General features: G+C 69.8%; 14 protein-coding genes and 1 tRNA gene. 6 read left to right on the forward strand and 9 right to left on the reverse strand.

Features of this window, described 5'->3' with window-relative positions; all coding sequences use genetic code 11:
* Positions 1-69 precede the first annotated feature (69 nt).
* Positions 70-2,355: a (Fe-S)-binding protein gene (locus UA74_RS29890; RefSeq protein WP_075744397.1), complete on the forward strand. Its 2,286-nt coding sequence runs from the start codon at positions 70-72 to the stop codon at positions 2,353-2,355.
* 321 nt (positions 2,356-2,676) lie between these two features.
* Here the strand turns inward: UA74_RS29890 and UA74_RS29895 are convergent, their stop codons facing one another.
* Genes UA74_RS29895 through UA74_RS29915 form a run of 5 tightly spaced genes read right to left on the reverse strand, consistent with a single transcriptional unit; the run spans position 2,677 to position 7,294 of the window.
* Positions 2,677-3,555: a heme ABC transporter ATP-binding protein gene (locus UA74_RS29895; RefSeq protein WP_232237563.1), complete on the reverse strand. Its 879-nt coding sequence runs from the start codon at positions 3,553-3,555 to the stop codon at positions 2,677-2,679.
* The gene (locus UA74_RS29900) at positions 3,510-4,733 is read right to left on the reverse strand and encodes a FecCD family ABC transporter permease (protein ID WP_083683832.1); all 1,224 of its coding nucleotides are present in this window, start codon (positions 4,731-4,733) and stop codon (positions 3,510-3,512) included. Before UA74_RS29900 ends, UA74_RS29895 begins: the two co-directional genes overlap by 46 nt.
* On the reverse strand, positions 4,730-5,746 hold the full coding sequence (locus UA74_RS29905; RefSeq protein WP_075744400.1) for a heme/hemin ABC transporter substrate-binding protein: 1,017 nt from the start codon (positions 5,744-5,746) through the stop codon (positions 4,730-4,732). The genes UA74_RS29900 and UA74_RS29905 overlap by 4 nt, the downstream gene beginning before the upstream one ends.
* A complete protein-coding gene (locus tag UA74_RS29910) occupies positions 5,733-6,590 on the reverse strand; it encodes a hypothetical protein (RefSeq protein ID WP_075743151.1) in 858 nt (285 codons plus the stop codon). The genes UA74_RS29905 and UA74_RS29910 overlap by 14 nt, the downstream gene beginning before the upstream one ends.
* A complete protein-coding gene (locus UA74_RS29915; RefSeq protein WP_075743152.1) occupies positions 6,590-7,294 on the reverse strand; it encodes a biliverdin-producing heme oxygenase in 705 nt (234 codons plus the stop codon). Before UA74_RS29915 ends, UA74_RS29910 begins: the two co-directional genes overlap by 1 nt.
* A 531-nt stretch (positions 7,295-7,825) precedes the next feature.
* Here UA74_RS29915 and UA74_RS29920 point away from each other — a divergent pair.
* The 4 genes from UA74_RS29920 (at position 7,826) to UA74_RS29935 (ending at position 12,418) form a co-directional block, all read left to right on the forward strand.
* Positions 7,826-9,817 carry a neocarzinostatin apoprotein domain-containing protein gene (locus tag UA74_RS29920; protein WP_157434522.1) on the forward strand — a complete coding sequence of 664 codons (1,992 nt, stop codon included), beginning with the start codon at positions 7,826-7,828 and terminating at the stop codon, positions 9,815-9,817.
* 624 nt (positions 9,818-10,441) lie between these two features.
* Positions 10,442-11,275, forward strand: coding sequence for an SDR family oxidoreductase (locus UA74_RS29925; RefSeq protein ID WP_075766378.1), 834 nt, complete (start codon positions 10,442-10,444; stop codon positions 11,273-11,275).
* Between the two features lie 172 nt (positions 11,276-11,447).
* Complete coding sequence (locus UA74_RS29930; protein WP_075743154.1) at positions 11,448-11,864, forward strand: hypothetical protein; 417 nt, start codon at positions 11,448-11,450, stop codon at positions 11,862-11,864.
* A gap of 251 nt (positions 11,865-12,115) precedes the next feature.
* Positions 12,116-12,418 carry a putative quinol monooxygenase gene (locus tag UA74_RS29935; RefSeq protein WP_075743155.1) on the forward strand — a complete coding sequence of 101 codons (303 nt, stop codon included), beginning with the start codon at positions 12,116-12,118 and terminating at the stop codon, positions 12,416-12,418.
* 289 nt (positions 12,419-12,707) lie between these two features.
* Here the strand turns inward: UA74_RS29935 and UA74_RS29940 are convergent, their stop codons facing one another.
* From UA74_RS29940 to UA74_RS29945, 3 genes are all read right to left on the reverse strand, one after another.
* Positions 12,708-13,391, reverse strand: coding sequence for an HAD family hydrolase (locus tag UA74_RS29940; RefSeq protein ID WP_232237564.1), 684 nt, complete (start codon positions 13,389-13,391; stop codon positions 12,708-12,710).
* Between the two features lie 12 nt (positions 13,392-13,403).
* Positions 13,404-13,754 (reverse strand): hypothetical protein, encoded by a 351-nt coding sequence (locus UA74_RS32605; protein ID WP_157434523.1) that lies wholly within the window; start codon positions 13,752-13,754, stop codon positions 13,404-13,406.
* Positions 13,755-14,141: 387 nt separating this feature from the next.
* Positions 14,142-14,212: transfer RNA gene (locus UA74_RS29945), tRNA-Gly, on the reverse strand.
* A gap of 66 nt (positions 14,213-14,278) precedes the next feature.
* On the opposite strand from UA74_RS29945, the gene dcd reads away from it, so the two are divergent.
* Positions 14,279-14,860, forward strand: a complete 582-nt coding sequence (gene dcd, locus UA74_RS29950) for a dCTP deaminase (RefSeq protein ID WP_075765876.1) — start codon at positions 14,279-14,281, stop codon at positions 14,858-14,860.
* 75 nt (positions 14,861-14,935) lie between these two features.
* Here dcd and UA74_RS29955 read toward each other — a convergent pair whose 3' ends face one another.
* Entirely contained in the window at positions 14,936-15,637 is a 702-nt protein-coding gene (locus tag UA74_RS29955) for an HAD-IA family hydrolase (RefSeq protein ID WP_083683834.1), read from the reverse strand.
* Positions 15,638-15,874: the final 237 nt, after the last annotated feature.

A 15,874-nucleotide genomic window follows, 5' to 3' on the forward strand; every position in this document is an offset into this window, starting at 1 on the left:
CGGTGGTTACCGACCGGTAACTTGACGTACGCTGCCCACACTCGAAAGTTCGGACTGGAGGCTTCGGGGATGGACGTCCTGCACCTGGCCCTGGCGGCGATCAGCTATGCGGTGACCGCGGTCGCGCTCGTCCTGTTGATCAAGGCGGCAGTGAGCATCGTGCGCACCGTCCGGCTGGGTCAGCCGGACCCGACCCGCAACGGCCCGCTCCCGCGCAGGCTGAAGACGATGCTGGTCGAGATCGTCGGCCACACCCGGATGCTCAAATGGGGCATCGTCGGGGTCGCGCACTGGTTCGTGATGGTCGGCTTCATCACGCTGATCCTGACCCTCGTCGAGGCCTACGGCGAGACCTGGAATCCGTTCTTCAGCCTGCCGATCCTGGGTTCCTGGAGCCTGTGGGGCCTGTTCGTCGAGATCATGGCGACCACCACGGTGCTGGGCATCCTGGTCCTGATCGTCATCCGGCAGCGCAGTCACCCCCGCCGCGCCGACCTCCAGTCCCGCTTCGCGGGCTCGAACTTCTGGCAGGCCTACTTCGTCGAGGCCGTCATCCTCGGTGTCGGTGTCTGCATCCTGCTCATCAGGGGCTTCAAGGCGGCCACCGATCACCTGGCCTACCCGGTGTGGGCGGCGCCGATCTCGCACGCGCTGGGTGCGATCCTCCCCGCCTCCGCCCTCGGCATCTCGATCGTCGCGACGGTGAAGGTCCTGATCTCGATGACCTGGGCGATCGTCATCGCCAGGAACCTCACCATGGGCGTCGCCTGGCACCGCTTCAGCGCCTTCTTCAACATCTACTTCAAGCGCGAGGCCGACGGCGCCGTCGCGCTGGGCGCCGTGAAGCCGATGATGAGCGGCGGCAAGCCGCTGGACTTCGAGGAGGCCGACCCCGACAAGGACGTCTTCGGTGCGGGCAAGATCGAGGACTTCAGCTGGAAGGGCTGGCTGGACTTCTCCACCTGCACCGAGTGCGGCCGTTGCCAGTCGCAGTGCCCCGCGTGGAACACCGCCAAGCCGCTGTCGCCGAAGCTGCTGATCACCTCGCTGCGTGATCACGCCTACGCGAAGGCCCCGTACCTGCTCGCGGGCGGCAGCAAGGACATGGCGGGCGACGAGGTCGGCATCACCGGCGACGACGCGGAGGCGAGGATCGCGGCGATCCACCGCGACGTGCTCGCCGAGGCGGAACGTCCGCTGGTCGGCGGGCTCGACGAACTCGGCGTCATCGACCCCGAGGTCCTGTGGTCGTGCACCACCTGCGGCGCCTGCGTCGAGCAGTGCCCGGTGGACATCGAGCACGTCGACCACATCATCGACATGCGGCGCTACCAGGTGCTCATCGAGTCGAACTTCCCCAGCGAACTCGGCGGGATGTTCAAGAACCTGGAGAACAAGGGCAACCCCTGGGGCCAGAACGCCAAGGACCGGCTGGCCTGGACCCAGGAGCTGGACTTCGAGGTCCCCGTCTTCGACGGCGAGCTGGCCGAGGACGTCGAGTACCTGTACTGGGTCGGCTGTGCGGGCGCCTTCGAGGATCGAGCCCGCAAGACCACCCAGGCCGTCGCCGAGCTGCTCCACCTGGCCGACGTCAAGTACACGGTGCTGGGCCCGGACGAGACCTGCACCGGCGACCCGGCCCGACGCGCGGGCAACGAGTTCCTGTTCCAGATGCTGGCCCAGCAGAACGTGGAGACGCTCAACGCCGTCTTCGAGGGCAGGGAGAAGCACAAGCGCAAGATCGTGGCGACCTGCGCGCACTGCTTCAACAGCCTGGCCAACGAGTACTCCCAGCTCGGCGGGGAGTACGAGGTCGTCCACCACACCCAACTGCTGAATCGGCTCGTCCGCGAGCGGCGGCTGGTCCCGGTGGCCGCCGTCGCCGAGGACGTCACGTATCACGACCCCTGCTACCTCGGCAGGCACAACCAGGTCTACAGCCCGCCGCGCGAGCTGATCGGCGCCTCCGGCGCGGCCATGCGGGAGATGCCCCGGCACGGGGACCGCTCGATGTGCTGCGGCGCGGGCGGTGCACGGATGTGGATGGAGGAGCGGGTCGGCAAGCGGATCAACGTCGAACGGGTCGACGAGGCGCTCGGGACCGCGCCGACGAAGATCGCCACCGGCTGTCCGTTCTGCCGCGTGATGCTCACCGACGGCGTGACCGCGAAGCAGAGTGAGGGCCAGGGCGAGAACGTGGAGGTCGTGGACGTCGCCCAGCTGCTGCTCAGTGCGGTCCGACGCGGCCAGACGCAGGCGGTCGGCGCGGTCGGATCGGATGCCCGTGCCGATGTCCCCACCGACGAGACCGCCACCGGGACGCCGTTGCCCGACGCGCAGGGCTCGACCCGCTAGCGTCTGTCCCGGCTGTTCGAACGCCCTTCGCCGGCCTCGGCGGGGGGCGTTCGTCGTCATGGCCGCCGCGCGCGGGTGGCTGCCGACCACGATGTCGCCCGGCGGCGAGCATCGCGGGTCCGGCTCCTCGGACTCGTCGTCGCCGTCGGAATCGGCCTCGCAGGCGCACTGATCGAGCCTGCTCCCGCCCAGGATGCGCCGGGCCCGATGCCCTCTCCTGCGGCGGAGACACCGCAGACGGAGCCTGCCCCGACATCACCTGGGACTCGAACGCCGCGTGGCCGCCCCGACCTCGGCCGCACAGGACCTGAGCGCGGCGGGTCAGTCTCGACGCGGCAGGATCAGCGGGGCACCGGTGCGAGGATGTGGCAGGACTTCGACGTCATGCCGGTAGACCTCGGACAACAGTCGCGAGGTCAACACCTCCAACGGCGGACCCGCCGCGATCAGCCGCCCGCAGGCGAGGACGGCGACGCGATCGGCGTAGGCGGCGGCGAGCCCGAGATCGTGCAGGACCACCACCACCGCGTCTCCGGCGGCGGCCCGATCCACCGCGACGCGCAGGACGGACTCCTGGTGCCGGAGGTCGAGTGCGGCCGTCGGCTCGTCGAGCAGCAGCAGTCCCGTGCGCTGCGCGAGCACCCTGGCCAGGGCGACCCGCGCCCGTTCCCCGCCGGAGAGCGAGAAGAACGGACGAGCGGCGAACTCCGTCACCTGGGCCGCCGCCATCGCCTCGTGCACAGCCGATTCGTCGTCCACATCGGACTCCACGCCCTGCCAGGGTGCGCGGCCCATGCGCACGACGTCGAGCACGCTGAACGGAAAGGACAGGGTGACCCGCTGCGGCAGCACGGCCCGCCGCAGCGCCAGCTCGCGCACCGAGAACTCGGTCAGCGACCGGGAGTCCAGCAGCACTCTGCCCTCGTCGGGACGTCGGTCGCCCGCGAGCACCGCCAACAACGTCGACTTTCCCGCGCCGTTGGGCCCGACGAGCGCGGTCACCCGGCCCGCCGTCGTGGTCAGATCGACACCGTCGAGCACCGTGCTGCCGCCGAGACGCACGCCGACGCCCTCGGCTCGCAGCGCGGACGTCCCAGGGATGCGCGCCGAGGGAGCGGCGGGCACCCGGAATCGGCTCCAGCGCGGTCCTCGGCTCATGCCCAACCCCCCGGCCTGGAGCGCGTCCGCCTGATCAGCCACAGGAAGAACGGTCCGCCGACCAGCGCGGTCAGCACGCCGAGCGGAAGTTCCTGATGCTCGATCAGGTTGCGGGCCAACAGATCCGCCGCGACCACGACCAGCGCCCCGCCCAACGCGCTCGCGGGCAGCAGAAGCCGATGACCAGGGCCCGCGATCAGCCGGATCACGTGCGGCACCACCAGACCGACGAAGCCGATGACCCCGGTGAACGCGACGCCCGCCGCCGTGAGCAGGGCCGCCGTGATCACGAGCCGCAGCCGCAGCCGTTCCACGTCCACACCGAGGTGCCGCGCGGACCGCTCGCCGAGCGCGAGCAGATCCAGGCGCCGCGCATGACGGAACGACACCGAGAGCCCCAGCGCCACGCAGCAGGCCACCACCCACACCGCAGGCCACAGCGCCCGGTTGAGGCTGCCGAGATTCCAGAAGGCCATCGCGGTGCGGACGTCGTCGTCGGCGAGGAAGGTGAAGAAGCCGATCACCGCGCCTGCCAGGGCGTTCACCGAGATGCCGGTGAGGATCATCGTGACGACGTCGGTGCGCCCTTCGGTACGGGAGAGGCTGTAGACGAGGAGCGTGGTGAGCAGTCCCCCGATGAACGCCGCCACGGCCATGGTCGCGTTGCCGAACGTGGTCAGACCGAACACGATCACGGTGAACGCACCCACCGCCGCGCCGGAGGACACGCCGATGACACTGGGCTCGGCGAGCGGATTGCCGAAGACGCCCTGCATCACGGCGCCCGCGCAGCCGAGCGCGGCGCCGACCAGCACGCCGAGCAGCACCCGGGGGAATCGCACGTTCCACAAGGCACTCTGGCCCTGCGGGTGAGCGGGCAGCGGACCGAGTTCGATCCCGAGCCAGTGCAGCAGCGAGCCGAGCACCTCGGCAGGCGGCACGCGGACCTGACCGACGCCTGCCGCCACCACGCACACCGCGAGCAGGCCGCCGGAGAGCAGCACGAGCAGCCCGCCACGGACCAGCCTGCGACGACCGGTGTGCCGGGGCACCTCGGCCGAGGCGGCGGACGACGTCGTCACGGGCCCGGCGGCCTGCTGGCTCGCCGAGGCATCGGCCGAGCTCGGCACCTCCGAGTCCGGCGTCTCCGACGTGCTCGGCGTCTCCGAGGTGCCCGGCGAGCCGCCCTCGGCCGAGGAGTCACGCGTCGTGCTGGTCATTCCGCGCGCTCGATCCTGGCCGCCAGGTCGAGGACGATCTGCCCGGTGCGTGGTCCGAAGCTGAGCAGGGTGCCGTCCTCGACGTCCACCACACATCGGTCCCGACCTGCGGGCGTCTGCGCGACGCCCGGCACGTCGACCAGCCCGTCGATGCCGCCGACCGACTCCAGACCGCCGGACATCATCAGGATGACGTCGGGCGCCGCGTTGATCAGCGCCTCGCTGGTGATCGGCCGGAAGCGCTCGATGCCGATGTCACTGCCCGCGTCGACGCCGCCGATCGCCTCGATCATCGAGTCAGCGCCGGAGCCCTCGCCCGCCATCAGATACACCCCGGCGGTGCCGCGCATATAGAGGAACGCGATGCGCGGACTCGGCCCGTCGGACCGCACCCGGTCCAGCGCCTCGGTCAGTTCCGCCTCGGTGCGCTCGACGAGACGGTCCCCGGCCTCGGCCACCCCGAGCGCGCCGGCCACCGCCTCGATGCGCGGGGCGATCTCCTCGATCGACCAGGACTCCTCGAAGGAGACCACCGGCACGCCGGACTCCCGGAGCTGGGTGATCACCTCGGGCGGGCCGATGCTGGTATCGATCAGCACCAGGCTCGGGTCCAGATCGAGCACGCCCTCGGCCGACAAGTCGTGTGCCTGCGTGACCACCGGCAGCTGCTCGGCCTGCGCGAAGGTGGTCGAGACGTCGCGGCCGACCACGTTGTCCCCGAGCCCGAGACTGAAGACGATCTCGGCGAGTGAGCCGTTCAGATTCACCGCCACGATCCGACTCACGTCGGTGACCGTCACCTCGGCGCCGTCCGACGAGGTGACCGTCACCGGCAGTTCCGGGCTCGGCGACCGGAGCGGATCGACGACGACCGCACCCGCCGAGTCGGGCGCGGGCAGACAGGTGAACGTGCCGCCTGCCTCGGCCTCGGAGTCGACGGGCAGGCCGCAGGCCGTGAGGCAGCCGATCCCGAGGACCGCGAGGGTCAGGCGACCCCGATCAGCGAGACGCATCGCCTGCGGGCCCTCCATCCGTGGGAGTCGTGCCCGTGGCGGTCTTGTTCGCAGCAGCGGGGTTCGTGGCAGTCGGGTTCGTGGCAGCTCGGCGGCGGATCATCACGAGCACGACGGCGAGCAGCACCACCACGGCCGCCGCCACTCCGCCGACGACGAGGCCGGTCGACGGGCCCTCGGGCTCGGCTGCGGGCTGGGCGGCATCGGTGACCGGATCGTCGCCCTCGCCCGCAGCGGCCGCGTCAGCCGAGGCGTCCGCCGGGTCGCCCCCCGACGACTCGGCGAAGCTGACCGGAATAAGCACGTCCTGGCTTCGGTCGCCCGTGCGCAGGTGGTCGGCGCGGGTGACGACTCCGCACGGCGTGTCCAGGCAGTCGGTGAACTGGTCCTGCGCCTGCACGCTCAGCTCGACCGTGAACGAGCCGTCGTCCGCATAGGGCGTGGCCAGTCCCTCCCCGTACGGCGGCGGAGTGGAGGAGATCCAGCTCGACGCGCCGCTCTCCCCCTCCATGTCGACGCCGCCGAGACAGGGACCCGGCTGCCCGCCCGGCTCGGGCAGGACGCACAGCGCGACGTAGATCCCCTTGTTCTCGTCGAATCCCCGACCGACGACGGTGACCTGTTCGCCCGCCGGATCGAGCCCGTCGGCGCGGGAGAGGATCAGTGTCTGCCCTGCCTCGCCCGTAGCCTCGACCGACTCGGCCTGCGCGGATTCGGCGTGCGCGACGGGACCGGCCAGGCCCGGCAGCGAGAGCCCCGGCACCGACAACGCCAGCATCGACAGGACCGTCAACGCGAAGAACCGCAGCGGCGGCTTCCCGGTGCCCTCAGCGGCATCGCGCATCAGGCGACGTCCTCGGTCTCGATCGAATACGCGGCGGGGCGGGGGATGTGCGGCAGATGCACCGAGGCCAGATCGGCGAGCATCTCGGTGTTCAGCCGGTAGGCCAGGAGGGATTCCTCGATCACCCGGTCCTGCTCGGCCGCGTCCCACTCCGTGCCGTCGAGCAGCGCCCGATAGGCCGCCTTGAACCTGGGCGGCCGGGGGATCGCGTCGAAGGCGTAGAAGCGGGCGCCGTCGCCGTCGAAGCCGTAGATCTCGTGGAGCCGACGAGCGACGATGCGACCGCCGGAGAGATCGCCCAGGTAGCGGGTGTAGTGATGTGCGACGAATCCGCCCGGCCAGTCGAAGCAGACCTCGTCGACCCGATCGAGATAGCGCACGGTCGCGGACGTCGGCTCGATGCGGTCGCGCCACTGTGGACCGTGCAGGTGGCGGAGGTCGGCCTCGAGCGCGGTGGTACGCGACAGCTCGTCGAAGACGAAACGGCCCGCGACCGGATGGGGGCGCATCGCCTCCGCCGCCGCCTCCAGCCGTCGGTACAGCAGGAAGTGCTGACCGACGAGCCCCGCATAGCTCTCTCGAGACAGCCCGCCCGCGAGCAACGCATCCAGATACGCGGTGTGCCGAGCGGCCTCATGCCAGTCCCGACCACGATCTCTCAACCGCTCCGCGAAGCCCACCTCGCGGGCACTCTTCGTGTCCATCGCACCCCTGCCTGATGTCTTCGTGAGTCGCTGTTCGACGCACTCGGGTGAAGCGGCGTCCTCCGGGTGAAGCGGCCTGCGGTTCGAGCGATCGGGGACGTGCAGCCCGTGGCGCCTGAGAAGTCTCGACAACACGAGCAGCGGCCGATCAACATCGCACCTGGTCAAGGCCGCAGCACCCGACGAGCACTCGGCTCGAAGGGCCTTGTTGACCTCCGCAAGAGTAGGTTAGGCTGCCCAAAATTGACACAGGCAAGGCTAACCAAACTTGTCACGAAAGGGTTACGCGCCAGCCGGACTGGTCCGATGCGCCGCTACCCAGGGCGACATCTCGATCCACCCGACCGACGCCGATCGTCCGCAATGGCTAGTAATAGCCAGCAGTACTAGCGGACCGCCCGAGCAGGCCGAGAACCGTCGCCGTCGACACCGACGACGCGTTCTCCTCCTGTTCCCACGAGCAGTTCCCGAGCCCACCACTCGTCGCCGGACACCCGATCAACCATGCGACCTTCAGGAGTGACGCAGCAGATGAGGACGAGTGGAAGACGATTCGCGCACCGCCTGAGATGGCCGGTCGCCGCCGCCGTGGCGGCGACCATGGCCCTCGGCGCCGCCGTCCCGGCACTGGCGACCTCGGAGTCGGACCCCGGTCCGGAGGGGCAGCAGATCACCGTCAGCAAGAACGTCGATCTCGACCCCGCAGGCGAGACGATCACGGTCAGCGGAACCGGCTTCGACATCGCGAAGGGCATCTACCTGGCCTTCTGCGTGGACAACGGACCCGGCGTCACGCCGAGCCCGTGCATCGGCGGGGTGGACATGACCGGCGAGAGCGGCGGCTCGGTCTGGATCTCCTCGAATCCGCCGCCGTACGGCGCCGACCTGGCCAAGCCCTATGTGGACGAGGGCGACGGACGCGGCGGCTTCGAGTTCGACCTGCGCATCGCGGCCGCCGACGAGTACACCGACTGTCTGGCCGAGGGCACGGTCTGTTCGGTGATCACCCGCGCCGACCACACCAGGGCGGGCGACCGCTCGCAGGACGTCCGGGTTCCGGTGACCTTCGCCGAGCCGCGCCCCGTCGCCGACCCGGTGGTGACGGTCTCCAAGACCGCCGACCTCGACCCGGCAGGCGAGACCGTGACCGTCTCGGGCGAGGGGTTCCACCCGCCCGCCGGGGTATCCGGCATCTACGCGGTCTTCGGCCCGCGCACCGACGCCTACTGGACGGACGCGAGCGTCTATCACTCGGCGACGTTCATCCCGGCAGGCGATCTCGCCACGGGCACCTTCGAGGCGGACCTCGACGTGATCGCCGAATATGAGACCGGTGCGGGCCCGGTCGACTGCGTCGCCGACGGCTGCGAGGTGCTCACCTTCGCCGCGCACGGCGCCACCGACCGCAGCCTGGACACCTTCACCCCGCTGTCCTTCGCCGCGGCGGAGGCGATCCCGACGCTGACCGTCTCCAAGACGGAGTCATTGGCGGCGGACGGCGAGGCGGTCGAGGTCGTCGGCCGGGGCTTCGCGCCCGGTCGGGGGATCTACCTCGCGCAGACCATAGAACTCGGCGAAGCCGGGTATCCGCAGACCTACACCTCGGCGAGCTGGCTCCAGGCCGTCGACGACTCGGGCGAGTTCACCGAGACGATCGAACTGCTGCCCACCTTCGAGTCCGAGGGACAGACGGTGGACTGCGCGGCACAGACGTGCTTCGTCGCGGCCTTCAACGACCACACCGCGATCGACGACCGCTCTCAGGACGTCTGGGTGCCCGTCACCTTCGCCGAGCAGGCGCGACAGGAGCCGGGCGGCACCGGCTCGGCGACCGGCCCGGAAGGCCAGCAGGTCGAGGCCACGCCCGTGAACGACCTCGACCCCGAGGGCGCCGACATCCGGGTCACCGGCAGCGGCTTCGACACCGACAAGAACATCTACGTCGCGCTGTGCGTGGACAACGGACCCGGCGCGCAGCCCACCCCGTGTGTCGGCGGCGTGGACATGAGCGGCGAGGCAGGCTCGTCGAAGTGGATCGGCACCGACCCGTACGGCTCCGGGCTGACGACTCCGTGGGGCTCGGGCGGCTCGTTCGACGTCACCCTCAACGTGACGGCGGCGGACGAGTTCGTCGACTGCCGTGAGACCGCATGCTCGGTGATCACCCGACGGGACCACCAGGCGGGCGGCGACCGCTCGCAGGACACCAGGATTCCGGTGACCTGGGCCGACGGTTCCGGCCCCGGCGGTTCCGGTCCGGACGGCAGCGGCCCGGACGGTTCGGGGCCGGACGGCTCTGGCCCCGACGGCGCAGGCCCGGACGGCAACGGCCCCGACGGTGCTCCCGGCCCGAACGGGGGATCGCAGAATCCGGGCGGTGCGGGCCCGAACGCAGCGGGCGTGCGCAACCTGGCCTCGACCGGTGCCGACGGCATCCTGCCGATCTCGTTGGGCGCGGCGCTCCTCGTCGGCGCGGGCGGCCTGACGCTGTTCCTCTCGCGACGTCGACGCGCGATCAGCTGACCGTGGTCCGTTGTCGGCGGTGGGTTCCCCTGCGAACCCACCGCCGACAACGGTATTAGCCGAGCGCGAGCCGGAAGCCCGCTGCTCGGACAGGTCACACGCCTGCCTACGAGGTTATCGGCAGGCGTATTCCGTTGCCACGATTCAGCAGTGCGACGGAACACGGAACTGGTTGGAGACCGGTCCAGGACGTGAGGGCGCGCAGCACGCCCTAGACCGGAGCTTCATCGAAGCGTTCCCGGTCGAAACTGGGAGCGCTCCCAATATTGAAAGGGTAACGGGAGGGAAACACGCTGTAAACCCCCGGCGTGCGGCTGTCTCGGAAGGCAGGACCGACGGCACCCGTCCGCAGGCGACGGTCGACGCCCGTCCGGCGGTGCCCGACGGGCGTTCGGCGGGGTCGAAAGCGGCAGGCGGCCGTGCGACCGCCATCGAGCGGCTTCGATGTCCCGCTAGCCACGGGAGCGCTCCCAAAGACGACTGACCTCACGAGGTGACAACGGCTTTCTTGCCTGTTCAGAGCCCTGATCCCGGCGCAGCCCTGTAGAGAGGCCACCCGACGCGAGAGGCGCCGACGAACGGAATCGAGTGGACTTCCGGGGCGCAGCGGATCAACATCGGCTGATGAGCGATTCCCCGCCGGGGCCGAGGTCCGATCCGCCAGGCCGCGATCCACATCCCCTGTGCGGTCGCCGAGCCCTGATCACTGGCGTCAGCAGGCGACAGGGCATCGGGTACGCCGTGGCCCGCAAGCTCGCCGCCTACGGGGCCGACATCGTCTTCCACCACCACGTCCCCCACGACGCCGCGCAGGCCTGGGGCGCCGACCCGGCAGGCATCGAGGCGATTGCGGCAGGCATCCAGGAGGCGGGGCCGACGGTCGAGGTCTCGAACCTCGCGGCGGACCTGGCCGACCCCACCGCACCCGCCGCGCTGGTCGAGGCGGTCGCCGCCGCAGGCAGGCTCGACATCCTGGTGTGCAATCACGCCCGCTCCGAGCCGGACGGCGATCTGGCGGCGATGACCGCCGAGATCCTGGACGGCCACTGGGCGGTGGACACCAGGTCGAGCATCCTGCTGGCCCGCGAGTTCGCCGCCCGGCACGACGGAGGCGACGGCGGACGCATCGTGTTCATGACCTCAGGGCAGGACCAGGGCCCGATGCCCGGCGAGGTCGCCTACGCGGCAGCCAAGGGAGCGTTGGCCGCGATCACCCTCACCATCGCGGACCAGCTCGCGGACCGCGGCATCACGGTGAACGCGGTGAATCCGGGACCGGTGGACACCGGATATGCCGCCCCCGAGGCGCGCGCCGCCGTGGCCTGCCGATTCCCCGGCGGCCGCTGGGGCGAGCCCGACGACCCCGCACGGCTGATCTCATGGCTGGTCACCGACGAGGCGCGCTGGATCACCGGCCAGGTCATCAACTCCGAAGGCGGGTTCCGCCGCTGGACCTGATCGGCGAGCCGCCACCGGCCGCGGATGTGTTCGTCCCGGGCACAGTCCTCGCAGGACACCTCGGATGGGCCGGCAGCGCGCAGATCCGACGGCTGACGCCCGGCCGATGACGCGTCGCGGCCGTCAACCGGATACTGAAGGTGACGGTGACCGGGAGCCGAAGGGGTCGGGCATGAGGCGATGGTGGCAGGCGCTGGCGACGGCCCTGGTGGTGACGGGCGGCGGCATCGCCGTGAACGTGGCGACGGAGTCACTGGACAACGTGCTGGCCTGGGTGGCCGTCGTCGTACTGACGCTCGCCGGTGCCGGCGTGACACTCTGGACGCAACGGGACTCCGGTCGGGACCGGGCAGCCTCGGCCGGGCAGGAAAGCCCCGACGCCGCACCGCAGGCTCCGGCGCCCGTGCAGAACTCGATCTCCGGGGAGGTCGGCGGATCGGTCGTCCAGGGTCGGGACATCGAGGGCGGCATCGTCGTCAACGACACGCCCCGGACGGTGCACCAGCACGCCGAGGCCGCAGGCAACGCGGTGGTTCAACAGGCAGGCGGCGACATCACCCACCACGACCGCAGGCGACCGCGCGGCTGACGTGTCCCGAGCAGGCTGGACCTTGCCGACGAGCAGTCGCGCAGACCCGATGAGCGTGATCACCCGAGACCGACGGCACGGCGGCGGAGCCGTCGCGGCGCCCGATCGCCGACTATGGCGTCGGGTGCTGGCTCGTGCCTGTTGTGGGCGAAACGGTTCTGACGGCATCGATCGGGATCAACGGCTGCGGCAGGTAGCGCGCCACGGTTCATCCAGCACGATCTGTACTCGCTTCAGGCTTGGAGGTGCACATGTTCTCGTTGGTGGTTCGGTTCGACCTGCGTGATGAGCAGGCGGCGGCGGGGTTCGATCAGCTGGTCTCGGAGACGGCTCCGGGGATCAGGGAGTCGGAGCCGGGGACGCTGTCGTACGTGGTGAGCGGGGTGGAAGGTGCCCCGTTGTCGCGGGTGTTCTACGAGCTGTACCGCGACAAGGCGGCGTTCGAAGCCCATGAGGCGGCTCCGCACACGCGGCGATTCCTGGCGGAGCGGGACCTGTACGTCTCGGAGACGCGCGTGGAGTTCCTGACTGATCCGCACGGCAAGGGGATCTGACCGCTGACGCGAACCCGGCCGGACGCCGTCAGGCGGCAGGTGGCGTTCTACCGGGGTCGGCGCCGGGCTGTCCCAGCGGGCACTCGGCAGGCTGATCTCACCGTCGGAGCGCTGGGTGTCCCAGGAGGTGCCGTGCGCACGACATGTCGGTGTTGAAGACCGCCTGAGGCGCTGAACGTACCGTTGATGTCGCCGCGCGGCGCGCCTTGAACCTCCTCCTAGAGCCAGCTTCGGCAAGGACGACGGTAGGTCTGCATACACAGGCCAGCACCTATGGCAGGCACCCATGTCAGCAGGAGGGCGTGAACGTCGTCAGCAGCAGCGCTGGGGCGGCTCGGACCAACCGATCATGCTTGCCGGGTTTGTCGGCATACGCGATGGCAGGGACCTCGAGTGCGTGCGCCGCCTGGACGTCGGTGGTGGAGTCGCCGATCAGGACGCAGTACGCAGCGTCCACGTCGAGCGCTTTCGCAGCTTCGGTAAGGAGATGGGCGTTGGGCTTCATCAGTGTCGGGTCGTACGGGTCACGCCCCTGGATGTGATCGACGTAGGTGCTGAGGTCGTGCGCAGCCAGGTAACCGCGAATTGCCTCTGTCGTGTTATTGCTGACGATGGCGAGCGGCCGATCGGTTGCGTGCCATGTCGCCATGAGCTCGGCGGCACCCGGTGTGGGTGTAGCGGTCTTGGCGGCTTCGATCTCACCCGCCTGTAGCGCGGCCTCGATCTGGCGGCCTAGCGCGGGTGAGAGTTCTGCGGCGTAGCCGAGGATGGTGTGCGGGTCGTTCGCGTCAGCCTCGGGTGGTGGGAGTTCTCCCGCATCGTGGATGAGGGTTCGGAGTTCGGCGGCGATGACGGGTGCGGGGTATCCCGCGAAAACGGAACAAACCGGGCCGTCGAAGTCCAACAAGAGCGCGTCGGCATCAACGAGCAGGCGTCGAAAGAGGTCGAAATCGTCTACTGGCACCTGCTTCACAGGATGTGCTCCTTACGACGGTGGTCCACCTGCTGGTGAACCAGGTGGTGGAGTTGCGGAAGAGGATGGCGTCCTTGTCTGCGAGGTCGTAGCTGGTGGTCGTCTCGCCGCCGAGGGAGAGGACGTGTTCTTGGACGGGTAGAAGCCGAAGAAGGGCGTCTTCGCCGTTGAGCCATAGAGCGTGAACAGGGGTGCGGCACGGTGCACGCGGACTTCGGCGGTGACCTCGGTGTCCAGGCCCAGCCTGCCGAGTTCGGTGACGTTGTCGATGATCGCGTAGGTGTGGCGTTCCATGATCCGGCCCATGCGGGCACGGACCTCGAGGCTGTCGGAGAGGTCGTCGGCGCGGCACGGGATGGCCATCGGTTCCGAGTGTTGATCCTGCTTGCGCGTTCTGCGCGTTGCGGTGGGGGAGGTGACCGCGTTGCGGCGGTGTGACGTCGCTTCAGACGGCTCGTGGATGCGGGTGACGCGGGCGCATACCGAGATCACCAGTCAGCGGGATCGCGGTGGGTCTGCCGAAGTCGCTGGGCCGGCGGGCCACCGACCTGGCCGAGCGGCGGATCTCAGACAACCTCAGTGCGCTCGTCGACGAGCACAGAACCACGACCTCACAAGACGAGCGGGACAGCACGGAATCCGAGGTCGAGGATCAACCGCACGTAGACAGTACGACAGACAAGTCAATCAAGAGACGACGAAGGCCCAGGACCAGAGGACACACCCCCTGACCTGGGCCTTCGTTCAACGAGCGGATGACGGGAATCGAACCCGCGTATTCAGCTTGGGAAGCTGATGTTCTACCATTGAACTACATCCGCAGCAGATCACATGCTACACGCCGCCCGCGCCGGGGTCAGCAGGTGCCCTGCCGTTAGGGTGGTCCCGTGCTCCTCAGTGATCTGGACCTGCGCAAAGAGATCGACGGAGGTCGGCTCTCGCTCGACCCCTTCGAGCCCGACATGGTGCAGCCGTCGAGCATCGACGTCCGACTGGACCGCTTCTTCCGGGTGTTCGACAACACGAAGTACACCCACATCGACCCCTCGCTTCAGCAGGACGAGCTGACCTCCCTGGTCGAGACCGAGGGCGAGGACCCGTTCGTCCTGCACCCCGGCGAGTTCGTGTTGGGCTCCACCTTCGAGATGGTGGGGCTGCCCGCGGATCTCGCGGGCCGGTTGGAGGGCAAGTCGTCGTTGGGCAGGCTGGGCCTGCTCACGCACTCCACCGCAGGCTTCATCGACCCCGGCTTCTCGGGGCACATCACGCTCGAGCTGTCCAACGTGGCCAACCTGCCGATCACCCTGTGGCCGGGGATGAAGATCGGGCAGCTCTGCATCTTCCGGCTCTCCAGCCCTGCCGAGAACCCGTACGGCTCCAGCTCGACCGGCTCCCGGTACCAGGGTCAGCGGGGTCCGACGCCGTCGCGGGCCTATCTGAACTTCCGGCGGACCGACACGAAGCGCTGATCGTGGCGGCCTGCTCGCGGCGTTCGACCGCGCGGGCATCCGTGGGGCCGGGGCGCCCCGGCCCACGCGCACCCGTCAGCCCCGCACGCGTACCGCGACCGCTCCGTTCTGCCTGTCCCAGCTCACCTCGTCCAGACTGCGCACCACGAGATCGGCGGCCAGCCCCGTGACGTGTGGGTTGGTCAGCACCCCCAACACCTGCATGCCCGCTGCCTTGGCCGAGGCGACTCCGGCCGCCGCGTCCTCGACCACCAGACAGTCGGCCGGGTTCACGCCGAGGCGTCGGGCGGCGGTGAGGTAGGGCTCCGGATCGGGCTTGCCGACCTGCACGTCATCGGCGGTGACCACGGTCGTGGGCGGCACCAGGCCGCCCGCCGCGAGTCTGGCCAGTGCCAGGGCTCGGACGGCCGACGTGACGATCGCCCCCTGCCCCTCGGCCAGCGAGGCCAGCGCCGTCGCCGCGCCGGGAAGAGCGGTGACCCCGTCGAGATCCGCCAGCTCCAGTTCGTCCAGCCTGCGGACGGCCTCGGCCACCTCGCTCGTGGGCAGCAGTTCGCCGATGATCTCGACGGCCCGACGCCCGTGGCTGTTCACCAGCGCCGACGGCGCGATCCCGTGCTCTTCGCACCAGCCGTGCCAGCAACGGGTCACCGCAGGCGTCGAGTCGATGAGAGTCCCGTCGAGGTCGAACAGGACGGCAGCGACGACGAAGCCGTCCTCGGCCGGTCGGGTCTCTCTCGTGGGTTCCGTCGTGGGTCCGCTCGTTCCCGTCGCCATGACCTACACCGTGCAGACCATCGGAGTGGATGTCCAGCAGGCGGACGGCATGACCTTGCGCACCCTCGGCCCGCCCGGCCCGCGCCGTCGTCGACCGCCGCCGAGTGCCAGCCTCGCCGGGGGCGCCTTCCGCCGAGGCCCAGCACGCCGTGGGATCGGCTGGTCGTCAAGCCACCGTCTCGCGCCCTGCGAATGGTCTCGGCGCTCGAACCGATGGCAGGCGAGTCCTTCCAGCCA

Origin of the sequence: Actinoalloteichus fjordicus, from assembly GCF_001941625.1 — a bacterium.
Taxonomy (GTDB): domain Bacteria; phylum Actinomycetota; class Actinomycetes; order Mycobacteriales; family Pseudonocardiaceae; genus Actinoalloteichus_A; species Actinoalloteichus_A fjordicus.

Bases quoted from the DNA above. Each gene is read 5' to 3' on its own strand.
- UA74_RS29890 (WP_075744397.1), top strand. From the start codon at position 70: ATGGACGTCCTGCACCTGGCCCTGGCGGCGATCAGCTATGCGGTGACC.
- UA74_RS29900 (WP_083683832.1), bottom strand. From the start codon at position 4,733: ATGACCAGCACGACGCGTGACTCCTCGGCCGAGGGCGGCTCGCCGGGC.
- UA74_RS29905 (WP_075744400.1), bottom strand. From the start codon at position 5,746: ATGCGTCTCGCTGATCGGGGTCGCCTGACCCTCGCGGTCCTCGGGATC.
- UA74_RS29910 (WP_075743151.1), bottom strand. From the start codon at position 6,590: ATGCGCGATGCCGCTGAGGGCACCGGGAAGCCGCCGCTGCGGTTCTTC.
- UA74_RS29915 (WP_075743152.1), bottom strand. From the start codon at position 7,294: ATGGACACGAAGAGTGCCCGCGAGGTGGGCTTCGCGGAGCGGTTGAGA.
- UA74_RS29920 (WP_157434522.1), top strand. From the start codon at position 7,826: ATGAGGACGAGTGGAAGACGATTCGCGCACCGCCTGAGATGGCCGGTC.
- UA74_RS29925 (WP_075766378.1), top strand. From the start codon at position 10,442: ATGAGCGATTCCCCGCCGGGGCCGAGGTCCGATCCGCCAGGCCGCGAT.
- UA74_RS29930 (WP_075743154.1), top strand. From the start codon at position 11,448: ATGAGGCGATGGTGGCAGGCGCTGGCGACGGCCCTGGTGGTGACGGGC.
- UA74_RS29935 (WP_075743155.1), top strand. From the start codon at position 12,116: ATGTTCTCGTTGGTGGTTCGGTTCGACCTGCGTGATGAGCAGGCGGCG.
- UA74_RS32605 (WP_157434523.1), bottom strand. From the start codon at position 13,754: ATGGCCATCCCGTGCCGCGCCGACGACCTCTCCGACAGCCTCGAGGTC.
- UA74_RS29955 (WP_083683834.1), bottom strand. From the start codon at position 15,637: ATGGCGACGGGAACGAGCGGACCCACGACGGAACCCACGAGAGAGACC.